The following is a 20,834-nucleotide window of genomic DNA, read 5'->3' on the forward strand; positions in this document are numbered from 1 at the left end:
GCCGGCGCCGGGCGTCAGGACAGCGACAGTACGAGGTAGCCGACCGTCGCGCCGACCTCGACGACGGCGCCGAGGACGTCACCGGTGACCCCGCCGAGCCGGCGGACCGCGTGGCGTACCAGCAGCAGCGTGGCGACGAGCGCGACGGCGACCGCCGCCGGGCCCTGCCAACGGTGGCCGGGCGCCGCCGGCAGCGCCAGTGCCGCGACGAACACCAGACCGGCGGTGGCGGCGAGCCACCCGACCGTCCCCGCGACCATCGCGCCCAGCCCGCCCGGGCGCGCCGCCGGTACCCCGCGCCGGCACGCCCAGGCCACCCCGAGCCGGCCCGCCGCGGTGGCGGCCGCCACCCCGGCGACCGCCGCCGGCCAGGGCCGGGTGAGCAGGGCGGCTCCGCACGCGGCCTGGAGCAGCAGCGTGACCGCGACCGCGGCCACCCCGAACGGGCCGATGTCGGGCTTCTTCATGACGTCGAGCGCGCCGGCCGCGTCCCGGTACGAGCCCAGCCCGTCGGCGGTGTCGGCCAGCCCGTCCACGTGCAGGCCGCGGGTGAGCAGCAGCCCGACCGCGACCATGACGGCCCCGGCGACCAGGGCCGGCGCGCCGAGCCAGCGCAGGGCCAGCCCGACCGCGGCCAGGACCGCGCCGAGCACCGCGCCGACCACGGGCGCCAGCGCCATCGCGCCCCCCGCCGCGGCCCGGTCGACCCGGCCGGCACGTACCGGCGCGACCGTGAACGTGGTCAGCGCCAGGCGCAGCCCGGCGCCGAGGGCCGGCCCGGAGGGCGCTTCAGACACCGGGCGGCGCTGACGGGGCCGTCGCCGACGCGGGCGGCGGCGACGCGGGCAGGGTCGCCGCGAGCGTGAGCGCCGAGCGCAGCAGCGGCAGCGCCGCGAGGGCCGTCGCCCCTTCACCGAGCCCGAGCCGGAGATCCAGGACCGGCGTGACCCCCAGGACCTCGGCGCCCAACTGGACGGCCGGGTGGCCGCCGGTGTCGGGCAGCACGAGCCAGTGCCGGGTCTGCGCCCCGAAGTCCCGCGCGACCAGCGCGGCCGCCACGCCCACCGGTCCGTCGATCATGACCGGGGTGCGCCGGGCCACCGCGCCGAGCAGGACCCCGGTCGCCACCGCGTGGTCGGCGCCGCCGAGCGTGGCCAGCAGCGCGCGCGGGTCGCGGGCCCGGGCCCGTACCCGGTGCAGCGCGTCGCGCACGGCCGCGCACCGGCGCATCCAGGCCAGGTCGTCGATGCGCCCGTCCGGGCCGATGACGCGGCCGAGCAGCGCCGCGATCTCGCCGTTGGCGGTCAGCGAGATGATCGCGGCCGCCACGGCGTCGGCACCCGCCCCGCCCGAGCCGAGGACGATCAGGTCGGTGCCGGTGTCCACGGCGCTCTCGGCGAGCTGCCAGCCGTACTCCAGCGCGGCGTCCACCTCGTCGGGCTCCAGCGCGTCGGTGTGCTCGATCGCGGCGGCCGTCCGAGGCCAGCGGACGGTCTGCACCGCCACGCCCGCGGTGCCGGCCAGCAGCGCCCAGGGCCCCTCACCGCGCTCGGCCGCGTCGAGCCGGCGCGCGGACGCGGCGGGGGAGTCACCCGCGGCCACGTCGCCGTCGTGGTCGGTGTGCAGCACCAGCATCCGTACCTGCTGCCACGGCTGCGGAACCGCCTGGCCCTGGGTGCCGGCGGCGAACCGGACGACCGGGGCCAGCGCCCCGAACCCGGCCACGCCGAGCGTGGCCAGCCGCTCGCCGGCCGCGGCGGGGGCGTTCTCGTCGGGCATCGGCAGGCTCATGCCGACCGTGATCGCCGCCACGCCGGTCGGCGTCCGGGCGGGTGCGGTGACCTCCGGCGCCGGCGTGGCGACCTGGGCGGTGGCGTCTGCCACGGCGGGCGTGGACACCCCGCCGGTGACCGGGGTCAGCCGGGCACCGGCCGCCGGACCACGCGGGTCGGTGCCCTTGACCCAGGTCGGCTGGCCCGCGACGACGAACGCGACCGCGTCGCACTCCTGCGCGACGGCCTGGTTCAGCGTGCCGATCGCGTCGGCGAAGAGCCGGCCTGAGGGGGTCGGCGGGACGACCGTGAGCCCCACCTCGGGACTGACGAGGACGAGCATGGCCGCGGGGCAGTCCCGCACCGCGGCGGTGAGCGCCGCCGCGGCGCCCGCGGCCGGTGTCGCGGCGCCATCGGGAGTGAACGATGTCACGGCCGGGTCGTCGGGTGCCCCGGCGCCGGCGTCCCAGGCGCCGGCCGCGTCGAGCGTCGCGGTGAGCCAGCCGCCCAGGTCGTCGACCAGCAGCACCTCGTCCGGCTTCGCGTCGGCGAGCAGTGTGACGAGCCGCCCCGGGTCGGCGCCGGTCTCCTCGGTCGACCACTGCTGCGGGCGGCGGTCCCGGTGCGCCGCGATCCGGGCCGCCCACGTCGGATCACCCGCCCCGGCGGCGGTCGCGACGTAGCGGACCTGGGTGGAAGCGGACACGATCTGTTCGGCGAACTCCGACTTGCCGGAACGGATCCCACCCAGTACAAGGAGACGCCTGCCGGACTGCCATGACATGCTCCGTACCTTATGGCGCCGAGCCCCGGGTCCGGTGCCCGGCATCCGAACTTCGCGCCGAAGGTCGTTAGGCTGACCGGGGACCGAGGGGAAGGGGTACGCGACATGGCGTGGATGTGGCGGTACGAGGACGCGCAGGGCCGGCCCGTCGACGGGCCGCACGAGGCGTTTTCCAGCCAGTCCGACGCCGAGTCCTGGATCGGGCAGACGTGGCGTGATCTACTGGCGACCGGTGCGGTGACGGCGAGCCTCGTGGAGGAGGACCGGGTGGAGTACCGGATGAGCCTCCTGCCCCGGGAGGAGTGAGGTGCTGGGTAGCCAGCGCCGGTCCTACGGCCTCAGCCGTGCCCAGTTCCGGCCCAGCCCGATCTTCGTCTGCCTGGTCGGCCTGGTGGCCGTCAGCGGCTGGATGGCCTGGCAGGGAATCGGCAACGACCGGTTCAACGTGTTCCTGTTCGTCGCCTCCGGCTGGCTCGTGTCGCTGTGCCTGCACGAGTACGCGCACGCGGTCGTCGCCTTCCACGGTGGTGACCGGATGGTCGCCGAGCGCGGGTACCTGACGCTCGACCCGACCAAGTACACGCATCCGTTCCTGTCGTTCGTGATCCCGTTGGCGTTCGTCCTGCTCGGCGGCATCGGCCTGCCGGGCGGTGCGGTGTGGGTCGACCGGCACGCGATCCGCAGCCGAGGGTGGGACAGCTTCATCAGCTTCGCCGGTCCGGCCACGAACCTGCTGTTCTCGATCCTGCTGGTGCTGCCGTTCGCGTGGGGTGTCGACACGTTCGCGCACGTGACGTTCTGGAGCGGGGTGGCGTTCCTGGCGTTCCTGCAACTGACCGCGACGGTACTCAACTTCGTGCCGATCCCGGGGGTCGACGGCGGCAATCTGGTCGAGCCGTGGCTGAGCCCGCAGTGGCAGCGGGGTTTCCAGCATGTGGCGCCCTACGGGATGCTGCTGCTGATCGCGCTGCTGTGGACTCCGGCGATCAACGGCCTGTTCTTCAATGTCGTCTTCTTCCTCGGCGACCTGATCGGCCTGCCCATCAGCTTGGTGGCGGAGGGGCACCGGCTCTTCCCGAGCCTGGCGCTGTAGTCCCGCCGGGGCGGTACCCGAGTGCCGCCGAGGTGGCCGGGGTCGCGTCGGCCCCGGGTGGCCGGCGTCGCGCCGGGCTGAACCGGTACGGTGCCGGGTCGCGGTAACGGCTGAACAGCTCATTGTTACTGTTCATCCCTCGTCGTAGACGTCCGAGGAGTGACCATCGTGAGCGAGCCGACCGACGTGGACAGTGAACTGGCGACCCGGCTGCGACTCGCGGTCAGCCGGCTGGCCCGCCGGATCAGGTTGGCGACCAACGACGTCCCGCCGCTGCAGTTGTCGGCTCTCGCCACCCTGGAAAAGCACGGGGCGCTGCGCTCCGGCGAGCTGGCCGCCCGCGAGGCGGTGACCGCCCCGACGATGACCCGGGTGCTGTCGTCGCTGGCCGAGCGTGGTCTGGTGATCCGGGAACCCGACCCGACCGACGCCCGCTCGGTACGGGTCTCGCTGTCGCCGGCCGGGATCGAGGCCCTTGCCCGGATCCGGTCGCAGCGCACGGCGCTGCTGGGCGCGCGGGTCGCCCGGTTGACCGGCGAACAGCGGGCCGCGCTGGTGGCCGCGCTCCCCGCCCTGGAGTCCCTGGTCGAGGACGACTGACGCCGCCAAGATCGTCACAACTTGCCGGAAGTCGTGGTCTCCCGGCTCCGTGAGGCCACAACTTCTCGGAAGTTGTGGCGATCCTGGTTCCGTAGACGTTGTGACGATCTTGGCGGGTGTCGCGTTACCCGCGGGTGCGCGGGCTCTCGGTCTTGGCCGGGTCCCGCTCGACGATCGGGTCCAGCACGCTGTCGATGGCCTTCATCAGGTCGGCGTCGAGCTTGACGCCCACGGCCTTGACGTTGTCCTGCAACTGCTCCGGCCGGGTCGCGCCGACGATCGCCGACGACACGTTCGGGTTCTGGAGCACCCAGGCGATCGCCAGCTGCGCCATGGTGAGGCCGGCCTGCTCGGCGAGCGGCTTGAGCTGCTGCACCCGGGTCAGCACCTCGTCGGTCAGCAGGCTGGAGATGAAGCCCGCACCCGACTTCTCGTCGGTGGCCCGGGAACCGGCCGGCGGCGGCTGGCCGGGCAGGTACTTGCCGGTCAGCACGCCCTGGGCCATCGGCGACCATACGATCTGGCCGATGCCCAGCTCCTCGCAGGTGGGTACGACCTCGGGCTCGATGACCCGCCACAGCATCGAGTACTGCGGCTGGCTGGAGACGAGTTGGATCTTCAGCTCGCGGGCCAGCGCGTGCGCCTCGCGGATCTGCGACGCCTTCCACTCCGACACACCGATGTAGTGGGCCTTGCCGGAGTGGACGATGTCGGCGAACGCCTCCATCGTCTCCTCGAGCGGGGTGGCGTAGTCGTAGCGGTGGGCCTGGTACAGGTCGACGTAGTCGGTCTGCAGCCGGCGCAGGGAGCCGTTGATCGACTCCATGATGTGCTTGCGGGACAGGCCGCGGTCGTTGGGGCCGGTGCCGGTCGGCCAGTAGACCTTCGTGAGCAGTTCGAGCGACTGACGCCGCTGCCCCTTCAGCGCCCGGCCGAGCACCTCCTCGGCGCGGGTGCCGGCGTACACGTCGGCCGTGTCGAAGGTGGTGATTCCCAGGTCGAGAGCGGCCCGCACGCACGCGGTCGCCTGCTCCTCCTCAACCTGCGAGCCGTGGGTGATCCAGTTGCCGTACGAGATCTCGCTGATGAGCATCCCGGAGCGGCCAAGGTGACGGAACTCCATGACCTTGACCCTATCGTTGCCGGGTAAGGAGCGCTCCGGTGGTGCTTCCTACAGGATCGATAACGGACGGGGGGCGCTTCCCGCAGGGAGCGACAGAGGTACTCCTACAGGATCGGCCGGGCGTCGCTGAGCAGCCGGTCGATCTCCTCGGTCACCGCGTCCCGGCTGGGGAACTCGGCCGCGAGCAGCGGGCGGCCGCGCCGGTCGAGCGCGCCCCAGCGACCCGCCGGGGTGGCGAACAGGAACACCACCGGGTGGATCACCAGCGCCGGGTGCAGCGGCGGCAGGATCAGCCGGCCGGTACGGTCCACGACACCCTTGTAACTGCCCAGCGCGATGATCGCGAGACCCTCGTCACAGAACCCGTCGATGTAGCGCCCGTCGTGCAGCGCCGTGGCGAACCCGTCGTAACGCAGCGGTACGACGAGCCGGCCGGTGGCATCGACGGCGCCCCACCGCCCGTCGCGCCGGACCGGGGCCAGCCCGCGCCGGAACGGCCGCACGTCGTCGAACCCGGCCTCGATGAGGACCCTGTTCGACTTGTCCACCGCGAGCCAACGGCTCGTGCCGTCGCGGGAGACCCAGGCGATGCCGTCGGAGAAGCTGCCCACTCCCAGGTACCCGGACGTACGGTCGATCAGCAGGTCTCCGACGTCGTTGATCAGCTCCCAGTTGCGTGAACCCGGGCGCTGGACCCACGCCACACCGTCGCGGAACGGCTGGACGTCGGTGAACCTCGGTGCGATCCGGAACACGCCGAGATCGTCGGTGAAGCCCCACCGCCGGGTGTGCTCGTCGAGCGTCGCGGCCAGCGCCTTCGGGATCTGCAGGATCTCGTGGCGGGAGCGCGGGTACGGCCCGAAGCCCTTCTCCGCGACCCCCCGGAACACGGCGTCCAGCGCCAGCTCGGTCTGCGCGATGAGGTCGGGGTCCTCCTCACGGCGCAGTTCGAGGGCCCGCTCGAAGTGGTTGCACGCCTCGATGAAGCGTCCCTGGTCGAAGGCGCACTTGCCGGCCTGGTGGTGCATCGTCGCGCGGAGCCGGTCGGGAAGCTCGGTGGAGTTCGCGAGCGTGAACAGCCGGTCGGCCTCGTCGTACTCGCCCCGCCACTGCAGGACGTGCGCGAGCCGAGCCTGGGCGATCGCGATCCGGCGCAGCTCGCCGGTGGCCTCGGCGTGGGTCAGTGCGAGCTGGCCGTCGGCCAATGCCGTGTCGAGATCGTCGAGGATCCGCGAGACCACCGCCCGCAGGCTGAGCAGCCGCGCCCGTGGGCCGTTGCCGGACTCCGCGTCGAGCTTCGCGGTCAGCAGGCGGCGGACCTCGGTGAGTTCGTCGATCTGGGCGCCTTCGACGACCTCCCGCAGCGTGTCCGGATCGAACTGCCAGTGGTACTCGGCGAGTACCCGCTCGGCGTCGACCGGCGGTACGGGTGGCTCCTGCGGCGCGGGTGGCTCCGGCGGCGCGGGTGGCTCCGGCGGCGCGGGTGGCTCCGGCGAATCCGCGGCCGGGGCGCTCCCTCCGTCCGTGGCGGGACCCTCGGGTACGGCCGCGGCCGCGTCGGCGGTGTCACGGCTCGCCGGCGGTGCGGATACCGGGGGCGCGGATACCGGCGTCACCGATACCGGGGGCGCGGACACCGGGGGCGCGGACACCGGGGGCGCGGACACGGGGGTCGGCGGTGCGGACACCGGGGGCGCGGACACGGGGGTCGGGGGCGCGGACACCGGGGTCGGCGGTGCGGACACGGGGGTCGGCGGTGCGGACACCGGGGGCGCGGACACGGGGGTCGGCGGTGCGGACACGGGGGTCGGCGGTGCGGACACCGGCGCGGAGGCGCCCGGCGGGCCGGACCAGGGTTGACCCGACGTGGGCGGAGCGGAGACGGGCGGACCCGACATGGGCGCACCGGATACGGGCGGCCCGAAGCCGGGTGCGCGCGATACCGGTGGGCCGGACATCGGTACCGATGACACCGGTGGGCCGGACATCGGCACCGACGACACCGGTGGGCCGGACATCGGTACCGATGACACCGGTGGCTCCACGGTCGGCCGGAAGCCCGGCCGGGGACCGGAGGGCGGTGCGCTCATCGGGCGGGGTGGCACCGGCGGCCCGGCCGGAGCGTGCCGGCCGGGAACCGGAGGAGCGGGCGGCGGTGGGACCGGCCCGCCGCGCCCCGCCGTACCCGGGGGAGCGCCGTAGCCGGTGGTCCTCGGTGGCACGGGCGCGCCGGGGTGTGGTGGTACCGCCGGGTTCGGCCGTGGACCGCGGTGGGGCGGTGGGTACGGCTGGCCGTGGTCACCGGGCACCCCGGGTACCGGGCGAGGCGGCGATGGGGCCGCCCGGTACGACCCGGGTGGACCGGCCGGACCGGACGGCTGCGGGTGCCCGGGCCGGGGTGGGCCGGCGAGATGGCCGCGGGCCGGGTCGGCGTCGTCGCCGTACGGCGGATGGGCCGACCGCGCGGGGTACCGGTACGCCGGCGACGGCCGGCCGGTGGGCGGCGGCGGTGGCAGGTTCGGCCGGGGCGGCAGCTCGTGCCGGCTCTCCGGGTGCGGTGGGATCCCGAGATCCGGCCCGGCGTCCGGGCGCGGCGGGAACCTGTCGTCCGGACGCGGGTACGGCTGCGGTGGGCGCCAGGCGTCGGGGCGTGGGTCGGAACGGTTCGGTGGCCGGTGCGGGGCGGCGGCGTCCTCGGTACGCGCCGGTGCGGAAGGGGCGATGTCCGGCTTGTGCCTGGGTTCGGGTACGGGGTGGCCCCAGGGCAGGGTGGGGAGGGTCGCCCAAGCGGGCGCGGCGGTTCCCGGCTCCTCGTCCGGGTGCACGTCGCTCACGCTCAGATCTCCTCGCCCCAAGAGAAATCCCCGCGCCGGGAATTGACCAGCGTCCCCTCCGCTGGTCCACACATTCTGGCGTGGTCGCGGAAGGAGGGTACGGCTTGAGCCTCCCCGCCGCCACCGTGGCTCGCCCCATTTTCACCAGATTCAGGATGTACGCCGCACTCGCCGTACCTCAATCCAGGCGCATACGACATATCGACAGGCGAAGATTGCCGCGATGTTCGTCAAGTCTTAGCCCTCGCGGTCGTTCGCGGTGTCGTCCGGTCGGGGATCGTGGACGGTACCGCCGGTGGTGGCTGTCGGCTACTCGTACGGGCGGCTGGTCGTACGGGCGGCCGCCGACGGATGTCCGGATCCGCGCCGACGACGTCCTGGCCGCCATGTGCGGGGTGTCATGGCCGCCATGGGCGGGGCGTCATGGCCGGCCGGATGGCGGTGCCGCGGCAGGGTCCGTGCTGCCGGCCCGAGACGGCGCTCGGGCCCGACCGGCCCACGGGTACGTGGTGGTCGGGCCCGAGCGCGCGGGCGTCCAGGGTCAGATCTTGGCGCCGGCCGACACCCGGGGCTTCGGGATGCGGAAGCGCCGGTAGCTGAGCGAGCGCATCGCCGCGTACATGTACAGGCTGCCCATCCGCTGCTGCGTCTTCGGGAAGCGCTCGCGCACCAGCCGGTTGATCTTTCGCGACATCAGGACGACGTCCAGGATGACGCCGAAGCCCAGCAGCAACCAGACCAGGTTCGCCGCCAGGCCGACCTGGGGTGGCAGCGACCGCATCGACGACACCACCAGCAGGACGAACGCGAAGCTGAAGAACCAGGTGCCGACGGTCAGGCGGGAATCGACCACGTCGCGGACCAGTGCCCGCTCCGGTCCCTGGTCGCGCGGCATCAGGTAGCGCTCGTCACCGGCCAGCATGCCGGCCCGCTGCTCGGTGCGGGCCGCCCGCGCCTTCTCGCGGGCGCGCCGGGCCGCCTCCTTGCGGTCGGCCGGCGGGGCCTCCCGCAACGCACCCGCGCGCGGGCGCTTGGGGGTGATCTTGCCGAGCTCCTTCTTGCTCGGCGTGTACCCCTTGGGGCGGGCTTCGGTGGCCTCGGCGGAGCTTGCGTCGGCCGAGGTGGCCTCGGCTACGGCAGCCTCCACCAGATCGGTTGACTTGCGGCGAAAGAGCGACGGCACGCGGTGAAGGGTATCCGACGCGGCACGCTTACACCCACCGTCACCCTCCCCATGATCAAGCCGAGTTCGCGGGGCGGTGGCCCCGCGAACTCGCCACGATCACGGCTAGGGGCGCTCGACGCGGGCGCCGAGCGCGGCCAGCTTGCTCTCGAAGTCCTCGTACCCGCGGTTGATCAGGTTGACCCCGTAGACGCGCGACGTGCCCTCGGCGGCCAGCGCGGCGATCAGGTGACTGAAGCCGGCCCGCAGGTCGGGGATCACCAGTTCCGCCGCATGCAACTTGCTGGGCCCCGCGATCACCGCGGAGTGCAGGAAGTTGCGGCGCCCGAAGCGGCACGGGGTGCCGCCCAGGCACTCCCGGTACACCTGGATCGTCGCCCCCATCGTGTTGAGCGCCTTCGTGTAGCCCAGGCGCCGCTCGTACACGGTCTCGTGCACGATCGACAGCCCGCGCGCCTGCGTCAGCGCCACCACCATCGGCTGCTGCCAGTCGGTCATGAAGCCGGGGTGCACGTCGGTCTCCAGGGCGACCGCGCGCAGCTCGCCACCGGGGTGCCAGAACCGGATGCCGCCACCGACCGGTGTGTCGTCGACCTCGAAGGCCCCACCGACCGACAGGAAGGTGTTCAGGAAGGTCATCATGTCGGACTGCCGGGCGCCCTCGACGAACACGTCGCCCTTGGTGGCCAGCGCGGCCGCGGCCCAGCTCGCGGCCTCGATGCGGTCGGGGATCGGGCGGTGGACGTACCCGCCGAGCCGCTTCACACCCTCGATCTCGATGACCCGGTCGGTGTGGACCTTGATGATGGCGCCCATCTTCTGCAGGACGCAGATCAGGTCGATGATCTCCGGCTCGATGGCGGCGTTGCGCAGCTCGGTGACACCCTCGGCGCGCACGGCGGTCAGCAGGACCTGTTCCGTGGCGCCGACGCTGGGGTACGGCAGTTCCAGCTTGGTGCCGTGCAGGCCGTTGGGTGCGGTGATGTCCATCCCGGACGCGGTCTTGGTGACGACCGCGCCGAACTCGCGCAGCGCCCGCAGGTGGAAGTCGATCGGCCGGCCGCCGATGTTGCAGCCGCCCAGGTCGGGAATGAACGCGTGGCCGAGCCGGTGCAGCAGCGGGCCGCACAGCAGGATCGGGATCCGGCTGGATCCGGCGTGGACGTTGATCTCGTCGGCGTCGGCCCGGCCGGCATTGGTCGGGTCGAGGACCAGCTCACCGTCGCTCTCGCCGTCGGTGACGCGTACTCCGTGCAGCTCCAGCAGACCGCGGACGATCTCGACGTCGCTGATCGCCGGTACGTCGAACAGCCGGCTGGGCGTGTCGCCCAGCAGCGCCGCCACCATCGCCTTCGACACGAGGTTCTTGGCGCCACGTACCCGGGTCTTTCCGTACAGGGGCGTGCCGCCGTGCACGACGAGGACGTCGTTCAACACAGACCTCCGAAGCCTGGAGCGAGAGATGTGGGGGGAAGGGGACTCGAAAAGATCACGGTCCGGTCTCGCTCGGGCAGCATATCCCCACCGATCCGGTCGATCGATAAGCGGAGTCTTGTGGTGGCATGAAATCGGCATGTGTCGCCGTCAAAACGGCATGGCGTCACCGATCAGGGGCGGAGCGTAATGAGCTGCCTGGCGTGCCGGGTACGCCAGGCGTGCCGGGAGGCCGGTGCAGAAGCCGGGGTACCGGCGGGGAGCGGAGTGGCACCCGCCCCGGTGCGTGCCGGAGCGCCTGCGGCGGGTCGAGCACCTGCGGCAGGCTGAGCGCCTACGGCAGGGCGAGCATCTGGTCGAGCGCGACCCGGGCGTAGTGCGCCGTCTGCGGGGCGACCGTGATCTGGTTGACCACACGGCCGGCGACGAGTTCCTCCAACGCCCAGACCAGGTGCGGCAGGTCGATGCGGTTCATCGTCGAGCAGTAGCAGACGGTCCGGTCCAGGAACGTGATCTGCTTGTCGGGGTGGGCGTTGGCGAGCCGGCGTACCAGGTTGAGCTCGGTGCCGACGGCCCAGGCCGAGCCGGCCGGCGCGGCCTCGATCGTGGAGATGATGTACTCGGTCGACCCGACGTAGTCGGCGGCGGTGACCACCTCGTGCCGGCACTCGGGGTGGACCAGCACGTTGACGCCGGGTACCCGGTCGCGCACCTCGGTGACGCAGTCCAGGGTGAACCGCCCGTGGACCGAGCAGTGGCCGCGCCACAGGATCATCTTCGCGGCGCGCAACTGCTCGGCGGTCACGCCGCCGTTCGGCTTGTGTGGGTCGTACAGCACGCAGTCGTCGAGCGTCAGGCCCATCTCCAGCACGGCGGTGTTGCGACCGAGGTGCTGGTCGGGCAGGAAGAGCACCTTCTCGCCGCGCTCGAACGCCCAGCGCAGCGCCCGCTCGGCGTTCGACGAGGTGCAGACGACGCCCTTGTTGCGGCCGACGAAGCCCTTGATGTCGGCGGAGGAGTTCATGTACGTGACCGGTACCGTCCGGTCGGCGATGCCCAGCTCGACGAGCGTGTCCCAGGCCTCCTCGACCTGAGGCAGCGCCGCCATGTCGGCCATGGAACAGCCGGCCGCGAGGTCGGGCAGCACGACCTTCTGCGCGTCGCTGGTCAGAATGTCGGCGCTCTCGGCCATGAAGTGCACGCCGCAGAACACGATGTACTCGGCGTCCGGCCGGGCCGCCGCCTCCCGCGCGAGCTTGAAGGAGTCGCCGGTCACGTCGGCGAACTGGATCACCTCGTCGCGTTGGTAGTGGTGCCCGAGGACGAAGACGCGGTCGCCGAGCGCCGCCTTGGCCGCCGTGGCGCGGGCGACCAGGTCGGGGTCGCTGGGCGCGGGCAGGTCGCCGGGGCACTCGACGCCCCGCTCACTGGCCGGGTCGGTGCCCCGGCCCAGCAGGAGCAGCGCGGTCGCGGTCGCAGAGGGTTCAGCCCAAGTCACCAGACCATGCTTGCACGTGCGCCTGACGGTGCACGGGCCACGTCACTGTGACCTGGCAGACTCGCGGATCATGCGGGTACTGATCTGTCCGGACACGTTCGTCGGTGCGCTCTCGGCGCGGGATTCGGCGGAATTCGGCGCGCTGTCGGCGCGGGACGCGGCCGAGGCGATGGCCGACGGCTGGCATGAGGTGGCCCCCGGCGACGAGGTGACCGTACGGCCGCTGTCCGACGGCGGTACCGGGTTCCTGGACGCGCTGGACCTGCCCGGGGCGCGGCGGATCCGGGTGACCACGACCGATCCGCTCGGCCGGCCGGTCACCGGCGAGGTGCTCGTCGACGGCGCGACCGGGTACGTCGAAGCCGCCCAGGCGTGCGGGCTGCACCTGCTCGCGGCGGCCGAGCGCGATCCGAGGATCACCACGTCGTACGGGCTCGGCCCGCTCGTCACCGCGGCGGTGGAGAACGGCGCGCGGGAGGTCGTCATCGGGCTGGGTGGCCAGGCCGCCGCCGTCGGGGGCGACACCGATGGCGTGGCCAGCAACGACGCCGGCGCCGGCATGCTGGCCGCGCTCGACGCGGTCCCGCTCGACCACGCCGGGTACGCCCTGCCGTACGGCGGAGCGGCGCTCGCGGCCTGCGCCCGCCTCGGTGGTGTACCGCGGCTGCGGGGTGCCCGGCTGGTGGCCGCCACCGACGTCGACAGCCCGCTCGTCGGCCTGCACGGCACCAGTTCGGTGTACGGGCCCGGCCGGGGCGCCACCCGTGCGGACGTCCTGGTCCTGGACGCGGCCCTGACCCGGTTCGCCGAGGTGCTGGAGCGCGACCTGCCCGGCTGCCCGGCCGGCCTGGCCACGGCGCCCGGTGCCGGTGCGGCGGGCGGGCTGGGCGCGGCGGTGCTCGCGCTCGGCGGCCACCGGGTGTCCGGTACCGGCCTCGTCCGGCGCCTGTCCGGTCTTGACGCCGCGCTGGACGCCGCCGACCTGGTCGTCACCGGGGTCGGTTCGTTCGACCACCGGGCGCTGCGCGGTACGGTCGTCGCCGCGGTCGCGGAGGCGGCCCGGGACCGGGCGCTGCCCTGCCTGGTCGTCGCCGGCCAGATCAGCGCCGGGCGGCGGGAGGCGGCGCGGATCGGGGTGACGACCGTGTACTCGGTGGCGGAGCACGTCGGACCGCCCGGTGCGGCGATGGACCGGCCAACCGAGGGGTTGCGGGCGCTGGCGGCCCGGGCGGCCCGGCAGTGGAGCCGTTGACCGCGCGCGGTGCGTTCGGCGTGCCCGGCCCGGTACCCGCGGTGACGCGCGGCCGTACCCGCGGTGATCTGCGGATCGCTCGGGAGAGCGCAGGTCGCCTGCTATGTCACAATGGGAATGCTCTCCGGGCGGTGCGTCGTTGCCCCCGGTGGACCTTACAAACCAGCGCAGGGAGCACTAATCGTGACCGCTTCGCAGACTGAACCAGCTCAGGCCGCCAACCCGGCCGGCGTCGTCCTGACCGACGTCGCCGCGCAGAAGGTGAAGGCGCTGATCGAGCAGGAGGGCCGCGACGACCTGAGGCTGCGCGTCGCGGTTCAGCCGGGTGGCTGCTCCGGACTTCGTTACCAGCTGTTCTTCGACGAGCGTTCGCTCGACGGTGACGCCGTCACCGAATACGACGGCTTCGAGGTCGTGGTCGACCGGATGAGCGTGCCCTACCTCACCGGCGCGACGATCGACTTCGCCGACCGCATCGACGCCCAGGGCTTCACCATCGACAACCCGAACGCGCAGGGCTCGTGCGCCTGCGGTGACTCGTTCCACTGAGTCACGTCTTCGAAACGGCCGTACCCCTCGTGGGTGCGGCCGTTTCGCGTATGAAGCGGGTGTGGCGGGCGGGTCCGGCGGGATCCCGGGTCCGGCGGCCGTGTCCGGCGGGATCCCGGGTGCGGCCGGTAGGCTCGGCCCGCTGTCCGACCGCTGTTAAGACACCTTGAGGTTCCCATGAAGATAGCTGTGACGGGCTCGATCGCGACGGACCACCTGATGCACTTCCCGGGCCGGTTCGCCGAGCAGTTGCTGCCCGACCAGCTGCACAAGGTGTCGTTGTCGTTCCTGGTGGACGACCTGGTCGTACGCCGGGGCGGGGTGGCCGCGAACATCGCCTTCGGCATGGCCCAGCTGGGCCTGCGCCCGACCCTGGTCGGCGCGGTCGGTGCCGACTTCGGCGACTACCGCTCCTGGCTGGAGCGCCACGGCGTGGACTGCGACTCGGTGTACGTCAGTGAGGTCGCGCACACGGCCCGGTTCGTCTGCACCACCGACGAGGACATGTGTCAGATCGCGTCGTTCTACGCGGGTGCGATGGCCGAGGCGCGCAACATCGAGCTGGCCCCGGTCGCCGACCGGCTCGGCGGGATCGACCTGTTCCTGATCGGCGCCGACGACCCGGAGGCGATGGTCCGCCACACCGAGGAGTGCCGCGAGCGGGGTTACGCGTTCGCCGCCGACCCGTCGCAGCAGCTGGCCCGGATGTCCGGGGACGCCGTACGCAGCCTGGTCGACGGCGCCGCCTACCTGCTCACCAACGAGTACGAGAAGGAACTGCTGGAGGCCAAGACCGGTCTGTCCGGGGCCGAGATCCTCGACCGGGTCGGCGTCTGCGTCACCACGCTGGGCAAGGACGGGGTACGCGTGACCGGCCGGGACATGGACCCGGTGCACGTGCCGGTGGCCCGGGAGATCCAGGCGTACGACCCGACCGGCGTCGGCGACGGCTTCCGGGCCGGGTTCTTCGCCGGCCTGTCGTGGGGGCTGTCCCTGGAGCGGTCCGCCCAGGTCGGCTCGCTGCTGGCGACGCTGGTCCTGGAGACGGTCGGCACGCAGGAGTACGTGGTGCGCGGCGCGGAGTTCATCAAGCGGCTCGCGGAGTCATACGGCGACGAGGCGGCCGAGGAGGTCAGCCCGCAGCTATCCCTACTGCCCCGGTAGGGGAAGCGGTATTCTCGCGGCGTGCCCTCCGAACTGACCGGAATCGTTGTCGTCGCCGCCGTCGTGCTGGCGGCGACCGCGTTCGGACTGGTCCGTCGGGCCCGCGACGGCAAGCTCCGCCCGCCGGACCAGGCGTCGACCTCCGAACGTGAGGTCCTCACCCGGCTCGGTGTCTCCGACGGCACTCCCGTGACGCTGCTGCAGTTCTCGTCGGCATTCTGTGCCCCGTGCCGGGCCACCCGGGCACTGTGCGCCTCGGTCGCCGCGGAGGTCGACGGGGTCCGCCACATCGAGGTCGACGCGGAGTCACACCTGGACGAGGTGCGGGCGCTGGGCATCATGCGGACCCCTACCCTCCTGGTGGTGGACGCCACCGGCCGGGTGGTCCGCCGCGCCGCCGGCCAACCACCCACACGGCCGCACCTGCTGGCAGCGGTCGGCGATGCGATGACAGCCGAAAGTAGCCGATAATGCTCGATCCCCGCGGGCCGCGGTTCAGCGCGGTCATCACCTCAGTGGTCCTCGCTGTGTGTCTGGTCACGGGCAGCGGCTGGCTCGCCGTCGCGCAGGCCATCGTGTTCGCCGCCGGTGCCGCGAGCGTCAGGTACGCGCCGTACGGGTGGATCTATCGGAAGTTCGTGGCGCGCCACCTGAGCCCACCACCGCCGGTGCGGGAGCCGTCCGAGCCGGTCCGCTTCGCTCAGGGGGTCGGCTTCGTCTTCACGGCCGCCGCCGCCACCGCCTACCTGGCGGGTTCCCCGGTCGTCGGCATGATCGCCATCGCGTGCGCCCTCGCGGCGGCGTTCCTCAACGCCGCCTTCGGGCTGTGCCTCGGCTGTGAGTTGTATCTCCTGCTCCGGCGCATCACGGCGGCCAGGTCGACGCTCCGCTGACGCGGGTCTCACCGGTCGGGGTGACGCGGGTCTCGCGCCCGGCGCACCGGACGTGCGGCCGGGTGACGCGCCCGACGTACGGCTCAGGTGACGCGCCGGACGTCGTAGCCGCCGTCGGCCGCCCCCAGGTACTCCTGGCCGCGCATCCGGCACCACGCGGGGATGTCGACCGCGGCGGCCGGATCGTCGGCCAGTACCCGCAGCACCGCGCCGACGGCGACCTCGGGCAGGCGGCGGGCCAGCGCGATCACCGGTAGCGGGCAGCGCTGCCCCCGGCAGTCGAGAATCTCCGGCCCGGTCACAGCCCCGCCACCCCCGCGTGCTCCCGTAGCTCGGCCACCACGCCCGGCAGGACGGTCAGGAACCGCGCCACCTCGTCGACCGTGGTCTCCCGGTGCAGGGACACCCGTACGTTGCCGTGCGACAGCACCCCCATCGCCTCCAGGACGTGGCTCGGACGCAGCGTCGACGAGGTACACGAGGAACCCGACGACACCGCGAAGCCGTGCCGGTCGAGCGCGTGCAGCAGCGCCTCGCCGTCGACGTACAGGCAGGAGAAGGTCACCAGGTGCGGCAGCCGGTCAGTCGGGTCGCCCACGACCTCGACGTCCGGCACGGTCGAGGCCACCACCGTGCGGATGCGGTCCACCAGCGGCGACAGCCGGGCGGCCTCGGCGTCGGCGGTGGCCAGGACCGCCCGCAGCGACGCCGCGGCGGCCACCACCGCCGGCAGGTTGGGCGGCGCGACGGTCGGTCGCGGGTCGAGCCAGCGGGTGCCCTTGCGGACCACCAGCACGCCGACGCCCGGCGGCCCACCCCACTTGTGCGCGCTGGCCGACAGCAGCGACCAACCAGTGGGCAAACTCACCCGGCCGGCGGACTGGGCGGCGTCCACGTACAGCGGGACGCCGGCCGCCGCGCACAGTTCGGCCGCCCGTGCGACCGGCTGGACCGTACCCACCTCGTGGTTGGCGCTCATCAGTGCGGCCAACGCCACACCCGGCGCGCCCACCGCGGCCGCGAACGCGTCCAGATCGACCCGGCCGAGCCGGTCCACCGGCACGGTCACGCCCGGCGCGGCCTGCAACACCGCCGAGTGCTCCACCGCGGAGCACACGAACGTCGTACCGGCCCGGTGGCGGCCGGCCAGCCCACCGCGTACCGCCAGCGCCGCCGCCTCGGTGCCGCTGGCGCACAGGTGCAGCTCGTCCTCGCGTACGCCGAGCGACTCGGCCATTGACCCCCGTGCCGCGTCCAGGAGCTGGCGGGCCCGGCGGGCCTGGCTGTAGAGCTTGCCGGGGTCGAGCCAGCCGTCGTCCAGCGCGGCGAGCAGCGCTTGCCGCGCGACGGGGTGCAGCGGCGCGGCGGCGGCCGCGTCGAAGTATGTGGGCACCTATTCAGGGTAGGGACACGGTGACCCCCTGCCAGGTGCGCCGGGCGGTGTCGAGTAATCTGCGACCGTCGGTGATGCCCTCAAGGTCGGCGGTTGTCAAGATCGCTGAGGCAGGATCGGCGAGCGGGGTCGCGGCCTTGGGCTAAGGAGGCAAGAGCAGGTGTTCGCAAGCGGTTCGGGCGCGAGTTCCGCGCGGGCGCGTAACCGCCGCGGGTCGGTCGGTGCGCGTGTCGTCGGTTTGAGCGTCGCGGCGCTCGGCGCGGTCATGGCGCTCTCCGGCTGCTCGCTCGGCGATGTCGGCAAGCCGTTCCGGGGCTTCGGTTGGCCCGAGGGCGGAGTTTCGGACCAGTCCCACCGGATGTACGACCTGTGGGTCGGCTCTGTGCTGGCCGCCCTGGTGGTCGGTTTCCTGGTGTGGGGACTCATCTTCTGGTGCATCGTGCGTTACCGGAAGCGCGGCGAGGAGCTGCCGCTGCAGACGCGCTACAACCTGCCGATCGAGTTCCTCTACACGATCCTTCCGTTCCTGGTCATCGCGGTGCTGTTCTACTACACGGCGACCACGCAGAGCTACGTCGACAAGGTGAGCAAGAACCCCGACGTCAAGGTCGAGGTCGTCGCGTTCAAATGGAACTGGCAGTTCCGCTACCTTGACCAGAACGCCAAGGGCGCCGACGGGCAGGCGATCTCCACGATCGGCACCAGCGACTACGTTCCGGTCCTGGTCGTGCCGACCAACAAGAGCATCCTGCTCTACGAGAACTCCAAGGACGTCATCCACTCGTTCTGGGTGCCGGACCTGCTGTTCAAGCGGGACGTGTTCCCCGGCAACGTGGAGAACAAGTTCCAGGTGACGGTCCAGAAGGAAGGCGCGTACGTCGGCCGGTGCGCCGAGCTCTGCGGTGCCTACCACGCGATGATGAACTTCGAGCTGCGTGCGGTGACGCCGGACAAGTACGAGCGCTTCATCGCGGCGCGTCAGCAGGGCATGAGCACGCCCGAGGCGTTGGAGAGCATCGGCGAGAAGCCGTTCGCGACGACGACCCACCCGTTCCCAGCCGACCAGCAACAGCGCGCAGCGAGCTGACGGCGGACAAGGATCCATCATGAAGAGCGAGTACAAGCTTTTCGCCGTGGTCGGCGTATTCCTCTACGCGGCTGCCGCGGTCTACGGCTACTGGACCTGGCTCGACAGCCCGGTCCACCGGATGGAGTGGATCGGCACCGTCGCGCTGGTCCTGTCCGGCCTGCTGTGCACGATGTGCGGTGGCTACTTCTGGTTCATCTCCCGCCGCATCGACCTGCGGCCGGAGGACCGCGCGGACGCGGACATCTCCGAAGGTGCGGGCGAGGTCGGCTTCTTCGCCCCGGGCAGCTACTGGCCGCTCGGCCTCGCCTTTGCCGCCACCGTGGCCGGTCTCGGCATGGTGTTCTGGGCGCCGTGGCTGATCGCGGTCGGCATGGTCGCCGTGATCCTCGCTACCGGCGGCCTGCTCTTCGAGTTCTACACCGGCTCACGGCGCGGCGTGGAACACTGACGCCCCGGCGGATCGCAGAACCTCCCACAGCGCCCCCTCGCGGGGCGCTGTGGCGTTTCCGGGGTCGGTATGCCAGGGGAGGGCTTGTGGACCGGCCGAGGGGTCGTCGGCGGGGCCATACCGTGTCATGATCGCGCTCCAGACCATGGCAGGGGACGGAGGGCGCGGCGATGACCACAATCGGCGTGGACATCGGCGGCACCAAGATGCTGCTGCTCGCCCACGACGCGAAGGGGCAGCCGGTACGCGAACGGCGGGTCGGCACCGGACCGGCCGCGACGCCGGAGTACCTGAGCCGGCAGATCCACGAGTTCGCTCGAACTCTGCCCGGGCCACCTCAGGCCGTGGGCATCGCTGTCCCCGGGCTGGTCGATCCCGCGGCCGGACGGGTGGAGATCTCCGACGTACTCCCCGAACTGGCCGGATGGCAGCCCGCCGAGCTGCTCGGTACCGGAATCCCGCACGTGCTCGTCAACGACATCCGTGCCGCGCTGGTACACACCAGCCGCGACCTGCCCGCGGATGCCACGGCCGCCACGCTCGTGGCGGGTACCGCGATCGGCATGGGCTGGATGGCCAACGGCAAGGTCGTCCACGGTGTCCGCGGGTGGGCCGGTGAGATCGGCAGCACGCCGGTCCCGACCCCGCGGGGTGTCCGTCGCCTGGACGAACTCGCCGGCGGTGCGGCCGTCGTCGCCGCGACCGGACTGACCCCCGCTGCCATCCATGCCGCCCTCGCCGCCACCGACCCCGCTGTCACGGCCGCCGTCCGTGCCGCCGGTGCGAGCTTCGGTCTGGCGATCGCTACCGTGGTCAACCTGCTCAACCCGCTGGCGATCACGCTTGCCGGCGGCACCCTGACCTACCCCGGCTATCTCGACAGCGCGCTGCGGACCGCGGAGCAGACCGCCCTACCGCAGCTGTGGCAGTCCTGCACCATCAGGCGCGCGGACGACGCTCCCCGCATCGTGGCTCTCGGCGCCATCCACCTGGCCGGTCAAGCGATCACGTGAGACCGGCTGGGTCTTGTCCTGCCAGGCGTCGAAGCCGGAGACAGGCACCGGGCCGGCGTGGTGGGCCGAGGTACGCCTGGTTGACCGAATGGACGGGGTGCGCCACCGGGTGAGTCGGTGCGGGCGGTGTGCGGCGCCCTGAGTCGGTGCGGGCGGTGTGCGACGACGTGGCTCCACGGCTCCGATCTTGGAGAGTTTGGTACCAATATTGGTGCCAAACTCTCCAAGATCTACGGAGGCAGGACAGGCCGCCGGTGATGTGGGGTCGGGGGAGCGGGGGTCTCAGGCGGCCCGGCGCGTGGTGGTGCTGTGGCGCCGCTCCAGGCGGACCGGGGCGAAGGACGCGATCAGCAGGGCGTCGCCGCAGTCGGAGCAGATCCACTCGTCACAGTCGGCGCCGTGACCGTCCTCGCACGGGGGCTGCTCGAACACGCGGAGTGTGGCGCAGTGGCCGCAGTAGAGCTCGAGGAATCGCACCGCTGGACCTCCGTTCACTCAGCTACGAGCCTGCCACCCGGCGTGGCGGGAATGCGGCATTCCGGCCGGCGTGTCACCGGTGAATCGGGTTACCGGCCAGCCCGACAGGGACCGTGCGGCGCCGCGGGGAGACAACATCCGTGCGGCGCCACGGGGACCGCATCCGTGCGGCGCCGCGGGGAGACAACATCCGTGCGGCGCCACGGGGACCGCATCCGTGCGGCGCCGCGGGGA

At 72.6% G+C, this 20,834-nt stretch carries 21 protein-coding genes; 11 read left to right on the forward strand and 10 right to left on the reverse strand.

The window, feature by feature from the left end; all coding sequences use genetic code 11:
- Positions 1 to 14: 14 nt before the first annotated feature.
- On the reverse strand, positions 15 to 797 hold the full coding sequence (locus ACNTMW_RS11835) for an adenosylcobinamide-GDP ribazoletransferase (RefSeq protein WP_426633512.1): 783 nt from the start codon (positions 795 to 797) through the stop codon (positions 15 to 17).
- Complete coding sequence (locus ACNTMW_RS11840) at positions 790 to 2,556, reverse strand: bifunctional adenosylcobinamide kinase/adenosylcobinamide-phosphate guanylyltransferase (RefSeq protein ID WP_426633513.1); 1,767 nt, start codon at positions 2,554 to 2,556, stop codon at positions 790 to 792. Before ACNTMW_RS11840 ends, ACNTMW_RS11835 begins: the two co-directional genes overlap by 8 nt.
- 105 nt (positions 2,557 to 2,661) lie before the next feature.
- Between ACNTMW_RS11840 and ACNTMW_RS11845 the strand changes: the two genes are divergently transcribed.
- The 3 genes from ACNTMW_RS11845 to ACNTMW_RS11855 all read left to right on the forward strand — a co-directional run bounded on the left by ACNTMW_RS11845 (position 2,662) and on the right by ACNTMW_RS11855 (position 4,249).
- Positions 2,662 to 2,862: a hypothetical protein gene (locus tag ACNTMW_RS11845; protein WP_426633514.1), complete on the forward strand. Its 201-nt coding sequence runs from the start codon at positions 2,662 to 2,664 to the stop codon at positions 2,860 to 2,862.
- 4 nt (positions 2,863 to 2,866) lie between these two features.
- Complete coding sequence (locus ACNTMW_RS11850; protein ID WP_426633723.1) at positions 2,867 to 3,649, forward strand: site-2 protease family protein; 783 nt, start codon at positions 2,867 to 2,869, stop codon at positions 3,647 to 3,649.
- A 168-nt stretch (positions 3,650 to 3,817) separates the two neighbouring features.
- Complete coding sequence (locus ACNTMW_RS11855) at positions 3,818 to 4,249, forward strand: MarR family winged helix-turn-helix transcriptional regulator (RefSeq protein WP_426633515.1); 432 nt, start codon at positions 3,818 to 3,820, stop codon at positions 4,247 to 4,249.
- Positions 4,250 to 4,373: 124 nt separating this feature from the next.
- Here the strand turns inward: ACNTMW_RS11855 and ACNTMW_RS11860 are convergent, their stop codons facing one another.
- The 5 genes from ACNTMW_RS11860 to nadA all read right to left on the reverse strand — a co-directional run bounded on the left by ACNTMW_RS11860 (position 4,374) and on the right by nadA (position 12,324).
- Positions 4,374 to 5,372 carry an aldo/keto reductase family protein gene (locus ACNTMW_RS11860; RefSeq protein WP_426633516.1) on the reverse strand — a complete coding sequence of 333 codons (999 nt, stop codon included), beginning with the start codon at positions 5,370 to 5,372 and terminating at the stop codon, positions 4,374 to 4,376.
- Between the two features lie 104 nt (positions 5,373 to 5,476).
- Positions 5,477 to 7,039: a WG repeat-containing protein gene (locus tag ACNTMW_RS11865; RefSeq protein ID WP_426633517.1), complete on the reverse strand. Its 1,563-nt coding sequence runs from the start codon at positions 7,037 to 7,039 to the stop codon at positions 5,477 to 5,479.
- Between the two features lie 1,708 nt (positions 7,040 to 8,747).
- Positions 8,748 to 9,389 (reverse strand): DUF3043 domain-containing protein, encoded by a 642-nt coding sequence (locus ACNTMW_RS11870; RefSeq protein ID WP_426633518.1) that lies wholly within the window; start codon positions 9,387 to 9,389, stop codon positions 8,748 to 8,750.
- Between the two features lie 105 nt (positions 9,390 to 9,494).
- Positions 9,495 to 10,826 (reverse strand): UDP-N-acetylglucosamine 1-carboxyvinyltransferase, encoded by a 1,332-nt coding sequence (gene murA, locus ACNTMW_RS11875; RefSeq protein ID WP_426633519.1) that lies wholly within the window; start codon positions 10,824 to 10,826, stop codon positions 9,495 to 9,497.
- 331 nt (positions 10,827 to 11,157) lie between these two features.
- A complete protein-coding gene (gene nadA / locus ACNTMW_RS11880) occupies positions 11,158 to 12,324 on the reverse strand; it encodes a quinolinate synthase NadA (protein WP_426633724.1) in 1,167 nt (388 codons plus the stop codon).
- A gap of 67 nt (positions 12,325 to 12,391) precedes the next feature.
- Here nadA and ACNTMW_RS11885 point away from each other — a divergent pair, with 67 nt between their 5' ends.
- From ACNTMW_RS11885 to ACNTMW_RS11905, 5 genes are all read left to right on the forward strand, one after another.
- The gene (locus ACNTMW_RS11885; protein WP_426633520.1) at positions 12,392 to 13,573 is read left to right on the forward strand and encodes a glycerate kinase family protein; all 1,182 of its coding nucleotides are present in this window, start codon (positions 12,392 to 12,394) and stop codon (positions 13,571 to 13,573) included.
- A 180-nt stretch (positions 13,574 to 13,753) separates the two neighbouring features.
- Positions 13,754 to 14,122: an iron-sulfur cluster insertion protein ErpA gene (erpA, locus tag ACNTMW_RS11890; RefSeq protein ID WP_426633725.1), complete on the forward strand. Its 369-nt coding sequence runs from the start codon at positions 13,754 to 13,756 to the stop codon at positions 14,120 to 14,122.
- 177 nt (positions 14,123 to 14,299) lie between these two features.
- Positions 14,300 to 15,286: a carbohydrate kinase family protein gene (locus ACNTMW_RS11895; RefSeq protein WP_426633521.1), complete on the forward strand. Its 987-nt coding sequence runs from the start codon at positions 14,300 to 14,302 to the stop codon at positions 15,284 to 15,286.
- 21 nt (positions 15,287 to 15,307) lie between these two features.
- Positions 15,308 to 15,757, forward strand: coding sequence for a TlpA family protein disulfide reductase (locus ACNTMW_RS11900; RefSeq protein ID WP_426633522.1), 450 nt, complete (start codon positions 15,308 to 15,310; stop codon positions 15,755 to 15,757).
- Positions 15,757 to 16,179, forward strand: coding sequence for a DUF4395 domain-containing protein (locus tag ACNTMW_RS11905; protein ID WP_426633523.1), 423 nt, complete (start codon positions 15,757 to 15,759; stop codon positions 16,177 to 16,179). The genes ACNTMW_RS11900 and ACNTMW_RS11905 overlap by 1 nt, the downstream gene beginning before the upstream one ends.
- An 83-nt stretch (positions 16,180 to 16,262) precedes the next feature.
- Here ACNTMW_RS11905 and ACNTMW_RS11910 read toward each other — a convergent pair whose 3' ends face one another.
- The gene (locus tag ACNTMW_RS11910) at positions 16,263 to 16,481 is read right to left on the reverse strand and encodes a sulfurtransferase TusA family protein (protein ID WP_426633524.1); all 219 of its coding nucleotides are present in this window, start codon (positions 16,479 to 16,481) and stop codon (positions 16,263 to 16,265) included.
- Positions 16,478 to 17,572 carry a cysteine desulfurase family protein gene (locus tag ACNTMW_RS11915; RefSeq protein ID WP_426633525.1) on the reverse strand — a complete coding sequence of 365 codons (1,095 nt, stop codon included), beginning with the start codon at positions 17,570 to 17,572 and terminating at the stop codon, positions 16,478 to 16,480. The genes ACNTMW_RS11910 and ACNTMW_RS11915 overlap by 4 nt, the downstream gene beginning before the upstream one ends.
- 238 nt (positions 17,573 to 17,810) lie before the next feature.
- Between ACNTMW_RS11915 and ctaC the strand changes: the two genes are divergently transcribed.
- The 3 genes from ctaC (at position 17,811) to ACNTMW_RS11930 (ending at position 20,123) form a co-directional block, all read left to right on the forward strand.
- Complete coding sequence (gene ctaC, locus ACNTMW_RS11920; protein WP_483428538.1) at positions 17,811 to 18,659, forward strand: aa3-type cytochrome oxidase subunit II; 849 nt, start codon at positions 17,811 to 17,813, stop codon at positions 18,657 to 18,659.
- 19 nt (positions 18,660 to 18,678) lie between these two features.
- The gene (locus ACNTMW_RS11925) at positions 18,679 to 19,110 is read left to right on the forward strand and encodes a cytochrome c oxidase subunit 4 (protein WP_426633526.1); all 432 of its coding nucleotides are present in this window, start codon (positions 18,679 to 18,681) and stop codon (positions 19,108 to 19,110) included.
- Positions 19,111 to 19,280: 170 nt separating this feature from the next.
- Positions 19,281 to 20,123 carry an ROK family protein gene (locus ACNTMW_RS11930; protein WP_426633527.1) on the forward strand — a complete coding sequence of 281 codons (843 nt, stop codon included), beginning with the start codon at positions 19,281 to 19,283 and terminating at the stop codon, positions 20,121 to 20,123.
- A gap of 282 nt (positions 20,124 to 20,405) precedes the next feature.
- Here ACNTMW_RS11930 and ACNTMW_RS11935 read toward each other — a convergent pair whose 3' ends face one another.
- Positions 20,406 to 20,600 carry a hypothetical protein gene (locus ACNTMW_RS11935; RefSeq protein WP_426633528.1) on the reverse strand — a complete coding sequence of 65 codons (195 nt, stop codon included), beginning with the start codon at positions 20,598 to 20,600 and terminating at the stop codon, positions 20,406 to 20,408.
- Positions 20,601 to 20,834: the final 234 nt, after the last annotated feature.

The organism is Planosporangium spinosum (assembly GCF_049999945.1).
Taxonomy (GTDB): Bacteria; Actinomycetota; Actinomycetes; order Mycobacteriales; family Micromonosporaceae; genus Planosporangium; species Planosporangium spinosum.